Annotated in this window: 15 protein-coding genes; 3 read left to right on the top strand and 12 right to left on the bottom strand. The window is 70.7% G+C overall.

Annotated features, from left to right (window positions below; translation table 11 throughout):
• Positions 1–29: 29 nt before the first annotated feature.
• The 6 genes from ABSY19_RS17165 to ABSY19_RS17140 form a co-directional block, all read right to left on the bottom strand.
• Positions 30–845 carry a crotonase/enoyl-CoA hydratase family protein gene (locus ABSY19_RS17165; RefSeq protein WP_382153808.1) on the bottom strand — a complete coding sequence of 272 codons (816 nt, stop codon included), beginning with the start codon at positions 843–845 and terminating at the stop codon, positions 30–32.
• A 3-nt stretch (positions 846–848) separates the two neighbouring features.
• Complete coding sequence (locus ABSY19_RS17160; RefSeq protein WP_382153805.1) at positions 849–1,478, bottom strand: TetR/AcrR family transcriptional regulator; 630 nt, start codon at positions 1,476–1,478, stop codon at positions 849–851.
• A gap of 83 nt (positions 1,479–1,561) precedes the next feature.
• On the bottom strand, positions 1,562–2,533 hold the full coding sequence (locus ABSY19_RS17155) for a PDR/VanB family oxidoreductase (protein WP_382153802.1): 972 nt from the start codon (positions 2,531–2,533) through the stop codon (positions 1,562–1,564).
• Positions 2,534–2,545: 12 nt separating this feature from the next.
• A complete protein-coding gene (locus ABSY19_RS17150) occupies positions 2,546–3,337 on the bottom strand; it encodes an SDR family NAD(P)-dependent oxidoreductase (RefSeq protein WP_382153800.1) in 792 nt (263 codons plus the stop codon).
• A gap of 7 nt (positions 3,338–3,344) precedes the next feature.
• Positions 3,345–4,322, bottom strand: coding sequence for a Bug family tripartite tricarboxylate transporter substrate binding protein (locus tag ABSY19_RS17145; RefSeq protein WP_382153798.1), 978 nt, complete (start codon positions 4,320–4,322; stop codon positions 3,345–3,347).
• A gap of 46 nt (positions 4,323–4,368) precedes the next feature.
• Positions 4,369–5,643 carry a Rieske 2Fe-2S domain-containing protein gene (locus ABSY19_RS17140; RefSeq protein WP_382153795.1) on the bottom strand — a complete coding sequence of 425 codons (1,275 nt, stop codon included), beginning with the start codon at positions 5,641–5,643 and terminating at the stop codon, positions 4,369–4,371.
• 153 nt (positions 5,644–5,796) lie between these two features.
• On the opposite strand from ABSY19_RS17140, the gene ABSY19_RS17135 reads away from it, so the two are divergent.
• Both ABSY19_RS17135 and ABSY19_RS17130 read left to right on the top strand, forming a co-directional pair.
• Positions 5,797–6,546, top strand: a complete 750-nt coding sequence (locus ABSY19_RS17135) for an IclR family transcriptional regulator (RefSeq protein ID WP_382153793.1) — start codon at positions 5,797–5,799, stop codon at positions 6,544–6,546.
• Positions 6,547–6,593: 47 nt separating this feature from the next.
• Positions 6,594–6,980 carry a DUF1090 domain-containing protein gene (locus ABSY19_RS17130; protein ID WP_382153791.1) on the top strand — a complete coding sequence of 129 codons (387 nt, stop codon included), beginning with the start codon at positions 6,594–6,596 and terminating at the stop codon, positions 6,978–6,980.
• A gap of 19 nt (positions 6,981–6,999) precedes the next feature.
• On the opposite strand, the gene ABSY19_RS17125 is transcribed toward ABSY19_RS17130, so the two are convergent.
• The 4 genes from ABSY19_RS17125 to ABSY19_RS17110 all read right to left on the bottom strand — a co-directional run bounded on the left by ABSY19_RS17125 (position 7,000) and on the right by ABSY19_RS17110 (position 12,424).
• A complete protein-coding gene (locus tag ABSY19_RS17125) occupies positions 7,000–8,592 on the bottom strand; it encodes an MFS transporter (protein ID WP_382153789.1) in 1,593 nt (530 codons plus the stop codon).
• A 55-nt stretch (positions 8,593–8,647) separates the two neighbouring features.
• Positions 8,648–9,541, bottom strand: a complete 894-nt coding sequence (locus ABSY19_RS17120) for a 3'-5' exonuclease (protein WP_382153786.1) — start codon at positions 9,539–9,541, stop codon at positions 8,648–8,650.
• 211 nt (positions 9,542–9,752) lie between these two features.
• Positions 9,753–11,078 carry an aspartate aminotransferase family protein gene (locus ABSY19_RS17115; RefSeq protein ID WP_382153783.1) on the bottom strand — a complete coding sequence of 442 codons (1,326 nt, stop codon included), beginning with the start codon at positions 11,076–11,078 and terminating at the stop codon, positions 9,753–9,755.
• Positions 11,079–11,101: 23 nt separating this feature from the next.
• Positions 11,102–12,424, bottom strand: coding sequence for an NAD(P)/FAD-dependent oxidoreductase (locus ABSY19_RS17110; protein ID WP_382153780.1), 1,323 nt, complete (start codon positions 12,422–12,424; stop codon positions 11,102–11,104).
• Positions 12,425–12,678: 254 nt separating this feature from the next.
• Between ABSY19_RS17110 and ABSY19_RS17105 the strand changes: the two genes are divergently transcribed.
• Positions 12,679–14,145: an amidase gene (locus ABSY19_RS17105; RefSeq protein ID WP_382153777.1), complete on the top strand. Its 1,467-nt coding sequence runs from the start codon at positions 12,679–12,681 to the stop codon at positions 14,143–14,145.
• A gap of 4 nt (positions 14,146–14,149) precedes the next feature.
• Here the strand turns inward: ABSY19_RS17105 and ABSY19_RS17100 are convergent, their stop codons facing one another.
• Both ABSY19_RS17100 and ABSY19_RS17095 read right to left on the bottom strand, forming a co-directional pair.
• Complete coding sequence (locus ABSY19_RS17100) at positions 14,150–15,349, bottom strand: pyridoxal-phosphate-dependent aminotransferase family protein (RefSeq protein ID WP_382153774.1); 1,200 nt, start codon at positions 15,347–15,349, stop codon at positions 14,150–14,152.
• Between the two features lie 23 nt (positions 15,350–15,372).
• Positions 15,373–16,338 (bottom strand): LysR substrate-binding domain-containing protein, encoded by a 966-nt coding sequence (locus tag ABSY19_RS17095; protein ID WP_382153771.1) that lies wholly within the window; start codon positions 16,336–16,338, stop codon positions 15,373–15,375.
• Positions 16,339–16,348 lie beyond the last annotated feature (10 nt).

Here is a 16,348-nt window from a genome sequence, read left to right as displayed (position 1 = left end):
GGGAAGCCGCGCAGCGGCGCAGGGGGGTGTCAGATCTTGCTGAAGTCGCCGCTGCGGCCCAGGCCGGCAGCGAAGCGGCCCGCGCCGTCGGCTCCTTCGATGAAGTGCGCCTCCACGCCGTTGTGCCATTCGCGGCGCATGGCGTCGCGCAGGGGCAGGCCGTAGGTTTCGTGCACGGTGCGGCGGTCGGCGCGCACGGCGGCCTGCGGGAAGCGCGCGATCTCCTGCGCCATGGCTTCGGCGGCCGCGCGCGCACCGCCCTCGCCCACCACCTTCTCGCACATGCCGATGGCCAGCGCTTCGGTGGCCGGCACCTTGCGGCCGGTGAGGATGATTTCCATCGCGCGGCCCTGGCCCACCAGGCGCGGCAGGCGCACGGAACCGCCATCCAGCAAAGGGATGCCCCAGCGGCGGCAGTAGACGCCGAAGTAGGCGGTGTCGGCCATGACGCGGATGTCGCACCAGAGCGCGAGTTCCATGCCGCCGGCGACGGCCGGGCCTTCCACGGCGGCGATGACGGGTTTGGAGAGTTCGAGGCGCGTGGGCCCGAGCGGGCCGCGCGGGGCGTCGTTGGCGCCCATGGGGAAGGCCAGGCCACGCGCGATGTCGGCATCGAACCGCTCGCGGTCGCCCAGGGTGCTGGCGTATTTCAGGTCCCAGCCGGCGCAGAAGGCGCCGCCCTCACCCCAGAGCACGGCCACGGAGGCGCCCGGGTCCTTGTCGAAGGCCTGCAGCGCGGCCACGAGCGCGTCGGCACTCTCGGGGTCCATCGCGTTGCGCGCCTCGTCAAACCGGCTGTGAATGATGGTCCAGACGGCGCCGTTCTTCTCGGTTCTCACGGTCATGTGTCATGTCTCCTGCGGTCCGGCGGCTCGCCGGCGGGTGGTCAATGAATGCTCGATGAGCTGCTTGGGGGAAAACTTCGACACCTGCAAACGCCCGGCCTGGTGCAGCACGAGCGTGCCGATGAGCTGGGCGAAGGTGGCCATGGCCTCGGCGTCGGGCGGGCTGGTGCGGCTGCGCCGCTCGTGCGGTGAGAGCAGCACGAGGGTGTCGATCAGCGCTTTGTTGAGTGCGCGGTCGTGTTCCTTGCCGACACCGAGTTTCTTCAGGCCGTTGAAGGCGTAGAGGCCGAGGTTCACCTCGTAGGGGCGCGCGAGGTAGTGGTCGAGAAAGGCCTTGGCGGCGCGCTCGTGCGGCAGGCCCGCGCCCGCGCCGCTGGCGGCGGCGGACACATGGGCGTGCAGGTCGGCCAGCGAGGTGGCGAGCAGCTCGGCGTAGATCAGCTCCTTGCTGGCGAACAGCGGGTAGATGGCGCCGGTGGTGCAGCCGGCGCGCTGCGCGATCTGGCGCATGGTGGCGCCCTGCAGGCCCTCTTCGCCAAACACCTCGCTCGCGGCGGCGAGGATGGCCACGCGCTTCATGTCGCGCACGCTGGACGCCCAGGGGCCGGTGGAACTCGATGAGGGAGGGTTCATGTAGCAGCGGTACGTTTCAATAACGTTGTTATATTACCGCCGCAAAATGAGCCGCGCAAGGGCCGCGCGGCGGGTGGGTGGGCTCAGGCGTCGAGCACGAGGCGGCCCGAGCGGCAGCGCGAGACGCAGACCATCATGGACTGGTTGGCCGCGCGCTCCTGCTGGGTGAGGATGAGGTCGTGGTGCTCCACGTCGCCCGAGATGACCTTGGTCTCGCAGGCGCCGCACACGCCTTCGCGGCAGCTGTGGTCCAGGGTCACGCCGGCGTCGAGCAAGGCGTCGAGCAGCACCACGCCGGGCGCGACCTGCACGGTCTTGCCGGACTGGCGCAGTTCCACGCTGTAGCCCACCGCGGCCGTGGTGTCGGCCACGGGCGCGCCGGCGGCGAAGCGCTCCAGGTGCACGTTCGCCTGGCCCAGTTGCGCGCAGGCGCGTTCGTAGGCGTCGAGCATGGGCGCGGGGCCGCAGGCGTAGAAATGGGTGTCCTTGGCGTGGCCGTCGAGCAGTTGCACGAGGTCGGGCGGCCCGCCGTGTTCGTCGTCGAAGTGGCAGCGCAGCGACAGCGCGGGGTGCGCCCGCACCAGGGCCTCGATGTCGGCCACGAAGGCCGCTTCCTTGCGGCTGCGCGCGCAGTAGATGAGCCAGGCCGGGCGCTGCAGTTCGGCCAGGCGCTGGAGCATGGCGAACACCGGAGTGACACCGATGCCGCCGGCCAGCAGCACGCTGCGCGGCGCGTCTTCCTGCAGTCGGAAGTGGTTGCGCGGTGCACCGATGGCGATGACCTGGCCCACGCGCAGCTGCTCGTGCACGTAGCGCGAGCCGCCCCGGCTGTGCCGGTCGTTGAGCACGGCGACCACGCAGCGGTGGCTTTCGCCCGGGTTGGTGAGCGAGTAGCTGCGCACCAGGCCATTGCCCAGGTGCAGGTCGATGTGGGCACCGGCCTCCACCACGGGGAAGGCGGTGCACGGCGCCACGGGACGCAGCTCGACGCTGACGATGCCCGTGGCCTCGTGCCGGAGGTTGTGGACGAGGGCCTGCAAGGTGGGAGACGACATGCCAGTCACCACTCACATGATGTGCAGCCCACCGTCGACCATCAGCGTGGTGCCGGTGATGAAGGACGCTTCGTCCGAGGCCAGCCACACGATGGGCCAGGCGATTTCCTCGGGCGAGGCCCAGCGGCCGATGAGCGAGCTGTCCTTGCGCTCGGTCTTGAGCTGCTCGACGCTCTTGCCCGCGCCCTGCGCGCGGCCGACGTGGAAGTCGGTCAGCGTGGAGCCGGGGCAGACGGCGTTGGCGCGCACGCCGTGCGGCGCTTCCTCGAAGGCCAGGCTGCGCGTGAACGCGAGCTGGGCCGCCTTGGTGGCGTCGTACAGCGCCATGCCCTTGCGGCCGGTGACGGCGTAGCAGGACGAGACGTTGACGATGGCGCCCGCGCCGCTGTGCCGCAGGGCCGGCAGGGCCGCGCCGCAGTAGTTGGACATGCCCACCAGGTTCACGCCCACCATGGCCTGCCATTCGGCGGCCGTGGCGTGGGCGGCGGCGGTGTAGTTGCGCATGGCGGCGTTGTTGACCAGGATGTCGAGCCCGCCCCCTTGTTCGGTGCACTGCGCCACCGCCGCCTTCGCGGCGGCCTCGTCGGCCACGTTGGCGGCGACGGTGCTCACGCACGCTTGCGGCATGGCCCGCAGGATGGTTTCCTTCGTGCGCGCCAGGGCCTGGGCGTCGGCGTCCACCAGCAGCACGGCCGCGCCTTCGCGGCAGAACAGCCGGGCGGCGGCGGCACCGATGCCGGCGCCCCCGCCGGTGATCAGTGCGGTCTTGCCCGCCAGACGGGGTTCGCGTTGGGGTTCGCTCATGGGTCGCTCACTCCGCCTTGGCGCCGGTGGCCTTGATGACCTTGCCCCAGCGCACGATCTCGGTGCCGATCCAGTCGCTGAATTGCTTGGGCGAGCTGGCGATGATCTCGAACTCCATCTCGTGCAGGCGCTTCTGGATCTCGGGCGACTGGAGGATGCGCACCATCTCGTCGTGGTAGCGGTTGATGATGGCGGGCGGCGTGCCGGCGGGCGCGAGCAGGCCGATCCACGAGGTGGCCTCGAAGTCCTTGAGGCCGGACTCGGCGAGCGTGGGCACATCAGGCGTGCTGGGGAAGCGCTTGGTGCCGGTGGAGGCGAGCAGCTTGAGGCGGCCCTCCTTCACGAAGCCCTGCACGTTGCCCGGCACGAAGAAGCCGGCCTGGACGTTGCCGGCGATCAGGTCGGTCACGGCCGGGCCGGCGCCCCGGTAGGGAATGTGGGTGGCGTGAAAGCCCGCCGCCGACTTCATCATTTCCATGGTGAGGTGCGAGGCGCTGCCCATGGCCACCGAACCGTAGCTGTACTTGGACGGGTTGGCCTTGGCCTTGGCGATGAAGTCCTTGACGTCGGTGAAGCCGGCGGCGGGGTTCACCACGAGGTACTGCGGCGACTTCACGGCCAGCGTGATGGGCGCGAGCTCCTTCATCGGGTCGTAGGGCATCTTGTCGAACAGCGTGACGTTGATGGCCAGAGGGCCGTTGTAGCCGATCAGCAGGGTATGGCCATCGGGCGCGGCGCGCGCCACTTCGAGCGCACCGATGTTGCCGCCCGCGCCGGGCTTGTTCTCGACCACGAAGGGCTGGCCGAACGCCTTCTGCAACTCGGGGCCGATCAGGCGCGCGAGCACGTCGTTGGTGCTGCCGACGATGGGCACGATGATGCGCACCGGCTTGCTCGGGCGCCAGTCGGCGCCTTGCGCCCAGGCCGAGGTGGCCGCGCAGGCCGCGAGCGCGACGGCGGCCGCGAGTTTGAGATGGGACTTCATGGGTGTCTCCTGTGTTGGTCTGTCGTGGGGGAAAAGGGGAAGCCGCTCAGAGGCTGAAGACCGGTTTCTTCGTGGCGTCGGCGAGTTCCTCGCGCGCCCAGGCCACCGGGTCCTGCTCCTTGGGCAGCAGCACGCCGGCGGGGCGCACGTGCTGTGCGCTGGCGTCGAGCGCGGGCGGCGTCTGGCCCTGTTCCAGGCCGAGCGCGGCTTCGTGCAGCATGCGGCGCGCCATCACGATGGCCTTGTCGGTGGGCAGCAGTTTCTCGGCCTCGTGGTCCTGGATGGTGCCCATGCTTTCCTGCAGCGAGTAGTCCTGCGCGGAGAAGCCGAAGACGCCGCTGTAGGAGCGGTCTTCGCGCTGGGCCACGCGGTCCATGCCGTAGTCGTTGTCGCGGTTCTGCCTGGGGATGAAGCTGCCCGGCGCCTCGTACTCGACGTGGATGCCCTTGCCCTCCTGCATCGCGGTGCGCTCTTCCTCGGTGAGCGGCTGGCCGGGTTGCCAGTTGATGCTCCAGGCCCAGCAGTTGTGGTCGTCGATCGGCACCCACACATGGCCGCCCAGCGCGTGGTCGCCGAACGGGGCGATGAGCGTGAACCAGGGGAACAGCCACTGCGTGATGCGCCAGTAATAGGAATCGGGCTCGCCGTTGCGGCGGCCGAACAGGCTCAGGCCGAAGGGCGTCTGCTCGATCTCGAACTTCACGTTGCCGTCGGCCTTGATGTAGTCCAGCGCCTTGACGCCCTGGTGCATGGGATCGGTGTCGACCTCGAAGCGGTGCACGTAGGACACGTGGGCGGTGTCGATGCCGCCTTCCATGGCCTGCAGCCAGTTGCTGTATTGCAGGCGCTTGGAGACGAACACGTGTTCGGGCGGCAGCGTGCACCACTCCAGCTCGGGCGGCGCGGGCTGCTGGTCGGCCGGGCCCATGTAGGTCCAGACGATGCCGCCGCGCTCGACGCAGGGGTAGCCCTTGATGTGCATGCGCGCGCAGGCCTGCGGCGCGGAAGGCACGTCCACGCACTGTCCATCGCCGTCGAACTTCACACCGTGGTACGCGCAGCGGATGCCGTTTTCCTCGTTGCGGCCGAAGTAGAGCGAGACGCCGCGGTGCGAGCAGAACTCGCCGATCAGGCAGGCCTTGCCGTCGGTGTTGCGAAAGGCCAGCAGCTTCTCGCCGAGCAGCTGCACGCGCACCTGCGGCCCGTCGGCCTCGGGGATTTCGCTCGATGCCAGCGCGGGCACCCAGTAGCGGCGCATGAGGTTGCCCATGCGGGTGCCGGGACCGACGCGGGTGAGCGTTTCAGACATTTCCTTGTTCACTGGGGGACTCCGTGGGGTGGGTTGCTTGTACGTCAGGTGAGACAGGTGTCCATTCTAGAAATCCCATTTGATCCATGTCAAAGAAAATGAGCCGACTGTCCATCAGGCGGACGCATTTCATACAATGCGGGCTCCAACACCCGGGAGATGGCGATGAGCATCGACAAGAGCAACGAAGGCGTGCGCGCCGTGGACCGCGCGCTGGACATCCTGATGGCCTTTCGCGCGGGCGACCGGCAGCTGAGCGCGAGCGAGCTGCTCAAGCGCGTGGACCTGAGCCGCCCCACGCTGTACCGGCTGCTGCGCACGCTGGAGCTGCGCGGTTTCATCGTGTCCGTGGGCGAGCCGCAGCGTTTCCAGCTCGGCCCCTCGGTGGCGCACCTGGCGCACATGTGGACCTCGGGCCTGGACCTGGCCACGCTGTCGCAGCCCATGATGCGGCGCCTGTGGGAGCAGACGGGCGAGACGGTGGCGCTGCTGGTGCACCACGGCGAGGAGCGGGTGTGCGTGGCGGAGATGCCGAGCGCGCAGCCGCTGAGCTTCAAGCGCGGCGTGGGCCACAGCGAGAAGGTGATCCTGGGCGCGAGCGGGCGCGCCATTCTCGCGTTCGCGCCCGATGCGCTGCACTACATCGAGGGTCGCATTCCGAAGGCACGCCAGAAGGCCTACCTGGACGAGCTGGTGCGCATCCGCGAGGCCGGCTACGCGATCAGCCGCGACGAGCTGATCCGGGGCGCGGTGGCGATCGCCGCGCCGTTTTTCTCGGCCGGCGCCAAGGTGGTGGGCTCGCTCGCGGTGTACGGCCCGAGCGCGCGCGTGGACGACGCGCAGGTCAGGCGCATCGCGCAATGGCTGCTGGAGGCCGCGCGCGATCTCTCGCAGAAGGCCGGCGCCGGCCCATAGCGCGCGGGCCTATGATGGCCGCTTCATCCCCCAGGAAGGAACCGCCCATGAAAGCCATCGCCGCCCTGTGCTGCGCCTCTGCCCTGCTGGTGTTCGCCGCGCCGACGCTGGCCAACGAGCCCTCTTCCGCCTGCCAGGCCAAGCGCCGCAACATCGAGGCCCAGCTGGCCAACGCCACCGAGCACGGCCGCAAGCAGGAAGTGGCGGGGCTGAAGAAGGCCTTGCGCGCCAACCAGGCCAACTGCACCGACGCGTCGCTGGAGAAAGAGCGCAGCGCCGAGATCAGACAGGCGCAGAAGAAGGTGGCCGAACGCGAAAAGAGCTTGCACGAGGCCCAGCAGAAAGGCGACCCGAAGAAGCTGGCCGAGCGCCAGGCCAAGCTGGACGAGGCGCGCCGTGAACTGACCGAGGCCGAGCGGCCGATCGAGCGCTGAACGACCTGCGCGCCGCCGTTCAGACGGTGGTTTCCATCAGGCAGCGGGTGACGCGCGGCGGTTCGTCGCCGAGGTGAAAGGCGAGCTTGCGGTCGCGCAGCGCGACGTCGGCGGCGGTGACGCGGTCGAAGCGGCGCAGGTGGTCCGTCCACGACTCGTCGACGATGACCTCGACGAAGCGGCCCGGGTCGTTGATGTCGTGCAGCAGCTCCCAGGACAGGGCGCCGTGGCGCAGCCGGCCGCGCCGGCTTTCGTTGAGCATCAGCAACCGGAATTCCGCCGCGCGCGCGGGGTCGACGCGGTACTCGATGCTGACCATCACATGGCCATGCCCCGGCGGCTCGGGGGTCGACGGGGCGGGGAAGATGCGCTTGGGGGTGAGGTCGTCTTCCAGCCCGGCGTCGGGCATCCAGCGGTTGACGGCCGCCATGGCGCTGATGCCGCTGACGGCGGCGATGCCCAGGCAGACGGGCACGCTGGTCCAGGTGGCGACCTGGCCCCAGAGCGCCGCGCCCGCCGCGCTGCCGCCCATGATGGACATCTGGTAGATCGACATGCCGCGCGCGCGCACCCAGTCGGGCAGGCCCATCTGGATCGACACACTGAGCGTGTTGGCCACGGTGATCCAGGCCGCGCCGCCGAGGAACATCGAGGGCACGGCGATCCAGAGCTGGTGGGTCACGGCCATGACGGCCATCGCCGTGGCCTGCACCGCGGCGCCGCGCAGCACCAGGCCGTCGCGCGAGTAGCGGCGGCGCAGGCGCGGCAGGAAAGCGGTGGAGGTGATGGCGCCCGCGCCCATGGCGGCCAGCAGCAGGGTGAAGGTGCCGGCGCCGCCGTCTTGCATGCCGCGCGCGATCAGGGCCAGCAGAGCCATCAGCGCGGTGGAGTGGAAGAAGAAGATCGAGATGCGCAGCAGCACGCCCTTGAGCAGGTAGGACTGCGCCACGTACTGCAGGCCCACGCGCATCGCCGAGCCCAGGCGCTCGCGGCCCAGCGGGTTGGGGGTGTGCTCGCGCTTCCAGCGGCTGATGATGATGGCCGCCCCGATCGACAGCAGCGCGTTGAACAGGAAGACCCAGGCGCTGCCGGCGCTGGCGATCAGCGCGCCGGCGACCAGCGGGCCGATGATGCGCGAGGCGTTCATCGACACGCCATTGAGCCCGAGCGCCGCCGGCAGCTGCGAGCGGGGCACGAGCTCGGGCACGATGGCCGAGAAGACCGGCCAGCGCATCGCCATGCCGATGCCGTTGGCGAAGATCAGCACCAGCAGCAGCGGGGGCGTCATCACGTCGAGGAAGATGACCACGCTCAGCAGGGTGGCCACCGCCGCCACCCACAGCTGGGTGAAGAGGAAGTAGCGCTTGCGGTCCAGGTTGTCGGCCAGCGCCCCGCTGGGCAGGCCGAGCAGGAACACGGGCAAGGTGGCGGCCGTCTGCACCAGCGCCACCCAGAGCGGCTTGGTGGTCAGCGAGGTCATCATCCAGGCCGCCGCCACCTCGCTCATCCACATGCAGATGTTGGCCATGAGCCAGGTGGTCCACAACATGCGGAACACCGGCAGACGCAGGGGAGCGATGGGCGAGAGGCTGTCGTCGTCGGCTTGGGACATGGTGGGGCCACTGTAAAGGACAAAGCCAGGGCCGCTGCGCCCGGGAAAGGGGTTCTTACAGCCCTCTTTGCGACACCACGCCCGGTCTGGCCGAGTAGCGCACCAGGCCGTCCAGGGCCTCGATCTCCACGCGCGCCTGGCGCCGGCCATAGACCTCGGCCTTGAGCCATTCGAGTTCGGCGTCCAGGCGTTCCTGGTCGGCCAGGGTGCAGTACCAGACCTTGGCATCGCCGTCCCACCGGTAGCCCCGGGCCTTGAGCAGGTCCTTGGACTCGAACGGCGAGCCGGTGGCGCGCAGCTTGAAGCTGGCCTGGGCCGCCACCGAGATCAGCCGGTTCAGGCCGGTGGCCGGGCCCTGCGGGCCCACGGGCCGCGAGAGCACCTGCAGCAGGGCGTGGCAATCCACCTGCGCGCGGTGGGCGTCGTAGAACCAGCCGTGGTTCTGCGCCAGCGCGCTGAGCTTGGCCGACTCGGCGCCCGCGGCCTTCCAGTCGATGTCCGCGAAGGAGCAGGCCCAGGCCTTGGCCGCGAAGCCGGGGAAGCGCGCTTCCACGAAAGGGCGGTCGAAGCCGGCGTTGTGCGCCACGATGAGATCGGCCCGGGCCACCAGGGCCTCGACCTGCGCATCGTCCAGCCGGTGCCCGGCCACCATGTCGTCGCTGATGCCGGTTACCTGCTGGGCCACGGCCGGGATCGGCATGCCGGGGTCTTCAAAGCCTTCGAACAGCGTCACCGGCCCGAACGGCAGGCCCGAGGCGAGGTCCACGTCCACCAGCAGCATGGCCAGTTCGATGATCTTGTCGGCCTGGTGCGACAGGCCGGTGGTCTCGGTGTCGAGCACCAGCACCCGCCGGACCTGCGCGGCCAGCGGCGGGGGGCCGAAGTCCATGAGGGGGACGAGTCGGCGCAGGACGCGGAAGTCGGGGTCGTGCTCCAGCCGCCGGGCCATGTCTTCCAGCGTCAGGGCCGGCGCTGTCGGCGCTGGCCGCCTGGCGCGGGATGGAACGGGGGCGGGGACGGGCGCAGGTTGCGCCTCGCCCGGCGCGTCAAATTCAAAACTGGATTGGTTCATCAACGAAGGCCATCGCCCGGCGCCCGGACTGGGGCGCCATCGCAAAGCCCCATTATCGTGAGCTTCGCCGACCCTCGCCTGCCGTGCGCTACCCGGCCGCCCGTTCGATCAGGCCCCGGTACCGTTCCCCGAACCCGGCCAGTGCCTGCAGCAGCCGGTCGGTGTGCGCCTCGGTCATCGGCAGCGAGAGGTAGATGTCGCCGCGCGCGCAGACCAGCACGCCCTCCAGCTGCAACGCGCGGTGCAGCAGCTTGCCGATGGCGGCGCTGGCGGCCGGGATGTCGCCCGGCGAATGGATGGGCGCGCTGCCGCAATGGGGCGACAGGATCGACCCCACGCCCGTGGCCTGCATGGGCAGGCCCATGGCGCGGTACTGCGTGTTGATGCGTTCGCGCACGGCATCGCCCCAGTCGGTGAAGCGGGCCGCGCGCTCCGGGGTGTAGACGGTGCCGATCCCCGCCACGCCGGCGTGCAGCGAGAAGACGTTGTTGTTGAAGGTGCCGGCGTGCTTGAGCCCCTGGGCGTCGGCGGGGTCGAAGCGGCGCATGATGTCCGCGCGGCCACCGAAGGCGGCCAGCGGCAGGCCGCCGCCGAGGTATTTGCCCAGGGTGGTGAGGTCGGGCGTCACGCCTTCGCGGCCCTGCATGCCACCCGGCCCCAGGCGCGAGGTCTTCACCTCGTCGAAGACCAGCAAGGCGCCGGCCTGGTCGGCCAGGCGGCGCAGGCCGGCGAGAAAACCGGGCAAGGGGGCGATGTTGCCCCCCGCGCCCAGCATGGGCTCGACGATGATCGCGGCCAGGTCCTTCCCCACTTCCCGCACGCGCGCGGCGACCGAGTCCAGGTCGTTGAAGCGCGCCAGCCGCACGTCGAAGGGCACGTTCATGGGCGAGGCGCGGTCGGAGAAGGTCAGCACGCCGCCGTGGTAGCCCTGCTCGAAGGCGAGGATGGTGGAGCGGCCGGTGACGGCGCGGCAGGTGACCAGCGCGAGCAGGTTGGCTTCGGTGCCGGAGTTGCAGAAGCGCACCTGTTCGATCGATGGGAAGCGCGCCGCCAGCAGCGCCGCGAGCCGCTGTTCCTCGGCGATGGGCGCGGCCATCACCCAGCCGCGCTCCAGCGCGGCCTGGACCGCCGCGCGGATGACCGGGTCGCTGTGACCGAACAGACCGGCGGAGAACTCGCCGACGAAGTCGACGCAGCGGTGGCCGTCCACATCGATCGATTCCGCGCCTTCGGCCGAGGCCATGTAGACCGGGTAGGGGTCGGCGTGCAGCACCGAGCGCGTATTGCCGCCCGGCAGGTGGGTGCGCGCGCTCTCGGACAGCGCGCGGCTTCGGGGCGTGCGCGCGAGAAAGGCGGGCGTCAGCGCCTCGCGGGCGGCGTGGATGTCCTGGTGGAGCGACGAGAGAGAGGGCATGGTCCGTCCGGTTCAGCGCGCGTTCAGCGCAGGTTTTCATCAACGTAGTCGGCCAGCCGGAAGGCCGTGCCCACCATGGGCAGGAACCAGGGCTTGCCACGGTAGAAGGGTATGCGGGGCAGCGTCACCCGGTCGAAGTCGGTCGGCCCCTTGATCGCACCGGCGATCTTCAGGCCCACCTGTGTGCCCAGGTAGGGCATCACGGTGATGCCGCCGCCGCAGCAGGCGGCCACGTAGTGCACGCCGTCGAACTCACCGGCGTGGGGCAGCGCATCGCCGCTGAAGGCCACGTTGCCCTGCCAGGCGCGGGCCACGCGCACCTCGGCCAGTTCGGGAAAGCGGCGCACCAGGCCGGCGTGCAGCAGCCGGGCGTTGAGTTCGAAAGGCGTGGTGGTGAAGCGCGAGCGCCCGCCGAAGAGCACGCGCCGGCCATCGGGCGTGAGCCGGAAGTAATGCATGATGCGCCGCGTCTCCGAGAAGGTGCGGCCGTTGGGCGAGATGCGCCGCGCCAACGCGGGAGGGATCTCGTCGGTCACGATGATGTGGCTCGCCACGGGCACCAGGCGGTGGTGCAGGCGGGGCACGAGGTTGTCGGTGTAGCCGTTGGTGCAGACGGCCACCTGGCGCGCGCTGAAGCGGCCGCGCCCGGTGTCGAGCGCCCAGCCGCTGCCGTCGCGCGCCAGGCGTTGGACGCGGCTTTGATCGACCAGGGTGATCGCCGGATGGCGCTGGCAGGCCCGCAGGTAGCCCTGGTACAACAGCGCCGGATGCAGCTTGGCCGCCGCGTTGAAGACCAGGCCGCCGTGGTAGTAGTCGCTGCCGATCTCCTCGCGCTGCTGCTCGCGGCCGATGAGCCAGCAATCTTTCGCGCCGCTGCGCTGCAGCTTGTCGAAGCGCGCCTGCAGCCACTGGTAGTGGTGCGGCGCGCAGGCGCCCAGGAAGCGGCCGCGCCGCTCGAAGTGGCAATCGATGTGCTCCCGCTCGATGAAGCGCTCCAGGTGCGCGAACGAATCGCGCGCCCAGCCCACCACCATGTCGACCACCTCGGGCGGGTAGTCGAGGGCCTTGCCGGTAAGGCTCTTGCCGATGCTCAGGCCCGCGCTGAGCGCGCCCCCGCTGCGGGTGCTGGCCCCGTCGCCGAACAGGCCGGCTTCGAGCACCACGACGGACAGGCCGTGCCGCGCGACTTCGAGCGCGACGGCCAGTCCGGCGTAGCCGCCCCCGACCACGGCCACGTCGTGGCTGCGCCCGGGATCGCTGCCCTGCAGGGGGGCGGGACGGAACTCATTCCACCAGTACGGTTCGGCGCGGAAATCGGTGGTGAAGAGGTCGTCGCTGCGGTTCATGCGGTTCGTGTGGGTGGACCCCGAGGGGCGATGCGCCTATTGAAAGGCCGCCGTCACGAGGCGTCAAAGTCCGATTGGCGCGGAGTTGATGCCTCAACGTTATGGACGCCAGCGCGCCGCGCGGTTCATGCCACCAGGGAATGAAGATGCTGCGAATTAACATTTGCCTGGGGCTTGCCCCTGCGGGGATGATCCGGGCACCTGGCGCGGCCAGCGCGCCCGGCCTGTCCTGGAACCTTTCACGGAATCGATGCATGAACCAAGCCCTGTACCAATGGAGTGCCACGCAGATCGCGCAGGCCGTGGCCCGGCGTGAGCTGGGCGTCCGCGAAATCACGCGCGCGGTGCTGGAGCGCATCGAGGGCGTCGACCCGAAGATCACGGCCTACGCGCGGGTCGATGCCGAAGGCGCGCTGGCCACGGCCGACCAGCTGGACGCGCGCCTGGCGCGCGGCGAGTCCCTGGGCCCGCTGGGAGGCGTGCCCTTCAGCGTGAAGGACCTGCTGGCGACGGCCGGCCTGGAGACCGCCTTCGGCTCGCACCTGCTCGCGGGCAACGTGCCGGCGCGCGACACGGTCGCGGTGGCGCGCCTGCGCGCGGCCGGCGGCGTGCTGCTGGGCAAGACGACGACGCCGGAGTACGGGCACAAGGCCCTGACCTCCAGCCCGCGCCACGGCCACTCGCGCAACCCCTGGCACTTCGGGCATTCGCCGGGCGGCTCCAGCGGCGGCTCGGCCGCGGCCGTGGCCTCGGGCCTGGGCCCCTTGTCGCTGACGACCGACGGCTCCGGCTCGGCGCGCATCCCGGCGTCGGCCTGCGGCGTGCTCGGGCTCAAGCCCACGCTGGGCCGCATTCCGAACGAGAACGCGGTGGAGCTGTTCACCAACTTCATCACCCTCGGGCTGGCGACGCGCACGGTGGCGGACCTGGCGCTGGGCCTGCAGGTGACGGCGGGCCCGGCGGCGGAAGACCCCTGGTCGCGCGGTGCGCCCGCGCCGGACTTCCTGGCCTGCGCGCAACGCGGGCGCGAGGGATTGCGCGGCCTGCGCGTGCTGGTGATCGAGCGCATGGGCAACGAACGCCTCTCGGCGGGCATGGCGGCGGCGCTGGAGCGCACGGTGCGGGCGCTGGAGGACGCGGGCGCCACGGTGCGGCGGCACGAAGCGCCGGTGGACAACGGCCGCCAGCTGCTCGTCACCATGATGCGGGCCTACCAGAACATCCGCCTGCGGCCCATGCTGGCCACGCACCGCGACCGCATGGACCCGACCCTGGTCGAGGCGCTGGAGGAAGGCGCCTCGCAGACGCTGGCCGACGTGCAGCGCGCGCCGGCCGATCGCAGCGCGCTGTACCGCTCGGTCGAAGCGATGCTGGCCGAACACGACCTGCTGCTCACGCCCACCGTCTCGTCGGCCGCGCCGCGCGTGGACCAGGGTCAGAACGAGCCGCTGGTGATCGACGGGGTGGCGGTGGGCGCGCTGCGCGCGCAGTGGTATTGCTACACGGGCCTGTTCAACCTCACCGGCCACCCGGCCCTGAGCGTGCCCGCGGGCTTCGACGCCGACGGCCTGCCGCTGGGCATCCAGCTCGTGGGGCCGTGGAACGGCGAAGCGCGGCTGCTCGCCGCCGCGGCCGGCCTGGAGGCCGCGATGCCCTGGGCCGCGCACTGGCCGGCGCTGGACGGCGCGGGCGGCCCCCTGCCCTACCCACCCGCGCGCTGAGGCCTCAGGCGGCCAGCACCGAGGCGGCCCTGGCCGCGCCGCCCGGTGTGTGCGCCACGCCGAGCGCGGCCATCGCGCCTTCCAGCGCGCCGAGCACGCCCAGTGTCATGTGCATGTTCACGTGGCCCATGTGGGCGATGCGCAGGAAACCGTCGGCCCCGGGATCGCCCTCGGGCACCATGCCGATGCCCACGCCCAGCGTCACGCCCGCGTGGGCCTGCAGCCATTGGCGCAGCCGCGTGGCCATGGGCGTGGGGAAGTGCACGGTCGTCACGGCGTGCGAGCGGCTGTCGGGGTCGGGCACGTTGAGCCAGATGTCGGCCGACGGGTCCGCGCCCCAGACCTCGAAAGCGGCGGCCACCGCGCGCGCCAGGCGCGCATGCCGCCGCCACACGGCCTCCAGCCCTTCCTCGCGCAGGATCATGTCCATCGAGGCGCGCAGCGCGAACAGGTGGTGCGTGGGCGCGGTGCCGCCGAAGCGCTGGTAGAACAGCTCGGGCTGGGTGCGCAGCGTCCAGTCCCAGTAGGGCGTGCGCCAGCCCGACGACTGGCCAGCCTGCCGTGCCTTGTCGCTGAGCCACACGAAGCCCAGGCCGGGGGGCGCCATCATGCCTTTCTGGCTCGCGCCGACCAGCACGTCGATGCCCCAGCGGTCCATCTCCACCACGTCGCAGCCGACGGAGGCGATGCCGTCGACGGCGAGCAGCGCCGGGTGGTCCGCCGCATCGATCGCGGCGCGCACCGCCGCGATGTCGTTGCGCACCGAGGTGGTGGTGTCGACGTGCGACATCAGCACCACGCGGATGCGGCGCTCGGTGTCGGCGCGCAGCGCGGCCTCGACGCGGGCCGGCCGCACGGCGCCGCGCAGGCCGAAGTCCAGGCGCGTCACCGCCACACCCAGCGCCTGCGCCGTCTGCGCCCAGCCTTCGCCGAAGCGGCCGGTCACCAGGGCCAGGGCGGCGTCGCCCCGGCTGAAGAGGTTGGTGTTCGCCGCCTCCCAGGCGCCATGGCCGTTGGCGATGTAGACCGCCACGTGGTGCCGCGTGCGCACCAGGGCCTTCAGGTCGTCGTAGAGCGCGGGAACCATCTCGGGCAGGGCGCCGGCGTAGATGTCGGGCGCGGGGCGGTGCATCGCGTTGAGCACGCGGTCCGGGATCACCGAGGGTCCGGGAATGGCGAGGTAGTGGCGGCCAGTGTCGGGCATGGGCAATGAAGGTGAGGGGGAACTCAGTCGTTGCGGGCCGCCGCCGCGCGCTCGCGCGAGGGCAGCCGCAGGGCCAGGCGCGGCAGGTCCGTGGCACGGCCTTCGGCGATGTCCGCGACGCGCTGGGTCAGGATCTCCAGGAAGCGGTCGCTCAGCCGCGCGTTGCCGCGCTCGCGCGGACGCATCCACGAAAAGGTGAATTCGATCGAAGGCACGAAGGGAATGCCCACCACGCGCGGCCAGTGGCCGCAGTGCACGTTGATCGGCTCGACCAGCGCCACGCCGCAGCCGCGCGACACCAGGGCATTGGCTTCGGCCGACGAGAACACCTCCATGTGCATGCGCCGGCTCACGCGGCTCTGCTCGAACACCGCGTCGGTGATGTGGCGCATGCGGCTCTCGCGCTGGAAGGAAATGAAGTCCACGCCGTCCAGGTCTTCCGGCACGATGCGCTCACGGGTGCTGAGCGCATGGCCCTGCGGCACGACGCAGATCGCGTCGGTGTGGAACAGCGGCGCGCTGTGCAGGGCCGGGTGGTGGAACTGGGTGACCGAGAAGCCGATGTCGACGTTCTGCGCCAGCAGGTCCTGCCCCACCGAGGAGGAGGTTTCGAGGGCGACGTTGACCTCGGGGTACTCGCGCGAGAAGACCTCGACGGCGTCGGCCACCAGCGTGTGGCCGAGCGAAGCGGCGGTGACGATGCGCAGGTCGCCCGCGCGGATGTTGCGCAGGTCCTGCGCGAAGCGTTCGATGGCGGTGACGGAGGACAGCAGGCGCCGCACCTCCTTGTACAGCAGCCGCGCGTCGTCGGTGGGCGTGAGCCGCTTCTTCTCGCGCACGAACAGGGTGAGGCCCAGGTCGGACTCCAGCGCCGCGAGCATCTTGCTCATCGCGGGCTGGGTCACGTACAGCCGCTCGGCGGCGGCGGTCACGGTACCGGACTCCATGAACTGCCGGAAGGCTTCCAGCTGGCGGTGGTTGATGCGCATGTCGTGTCGT

The sequence above is a fragment of the Hydrogenophaga sp. ANAO-22 genome (genome assembly GCF_042466645.1).
In the GTDB taxonomy this organism is placed as follows: Bacteria; Pseudomonadota; Gammaproteobacteria; order Burkholderiales; family Burkholderiaceae_C; genus Hydrogenophaga.
Note: the sequence above shows the minus strand (reverse complement) of the source record. Positions and strands in the feature narration are given on the sequence as shown.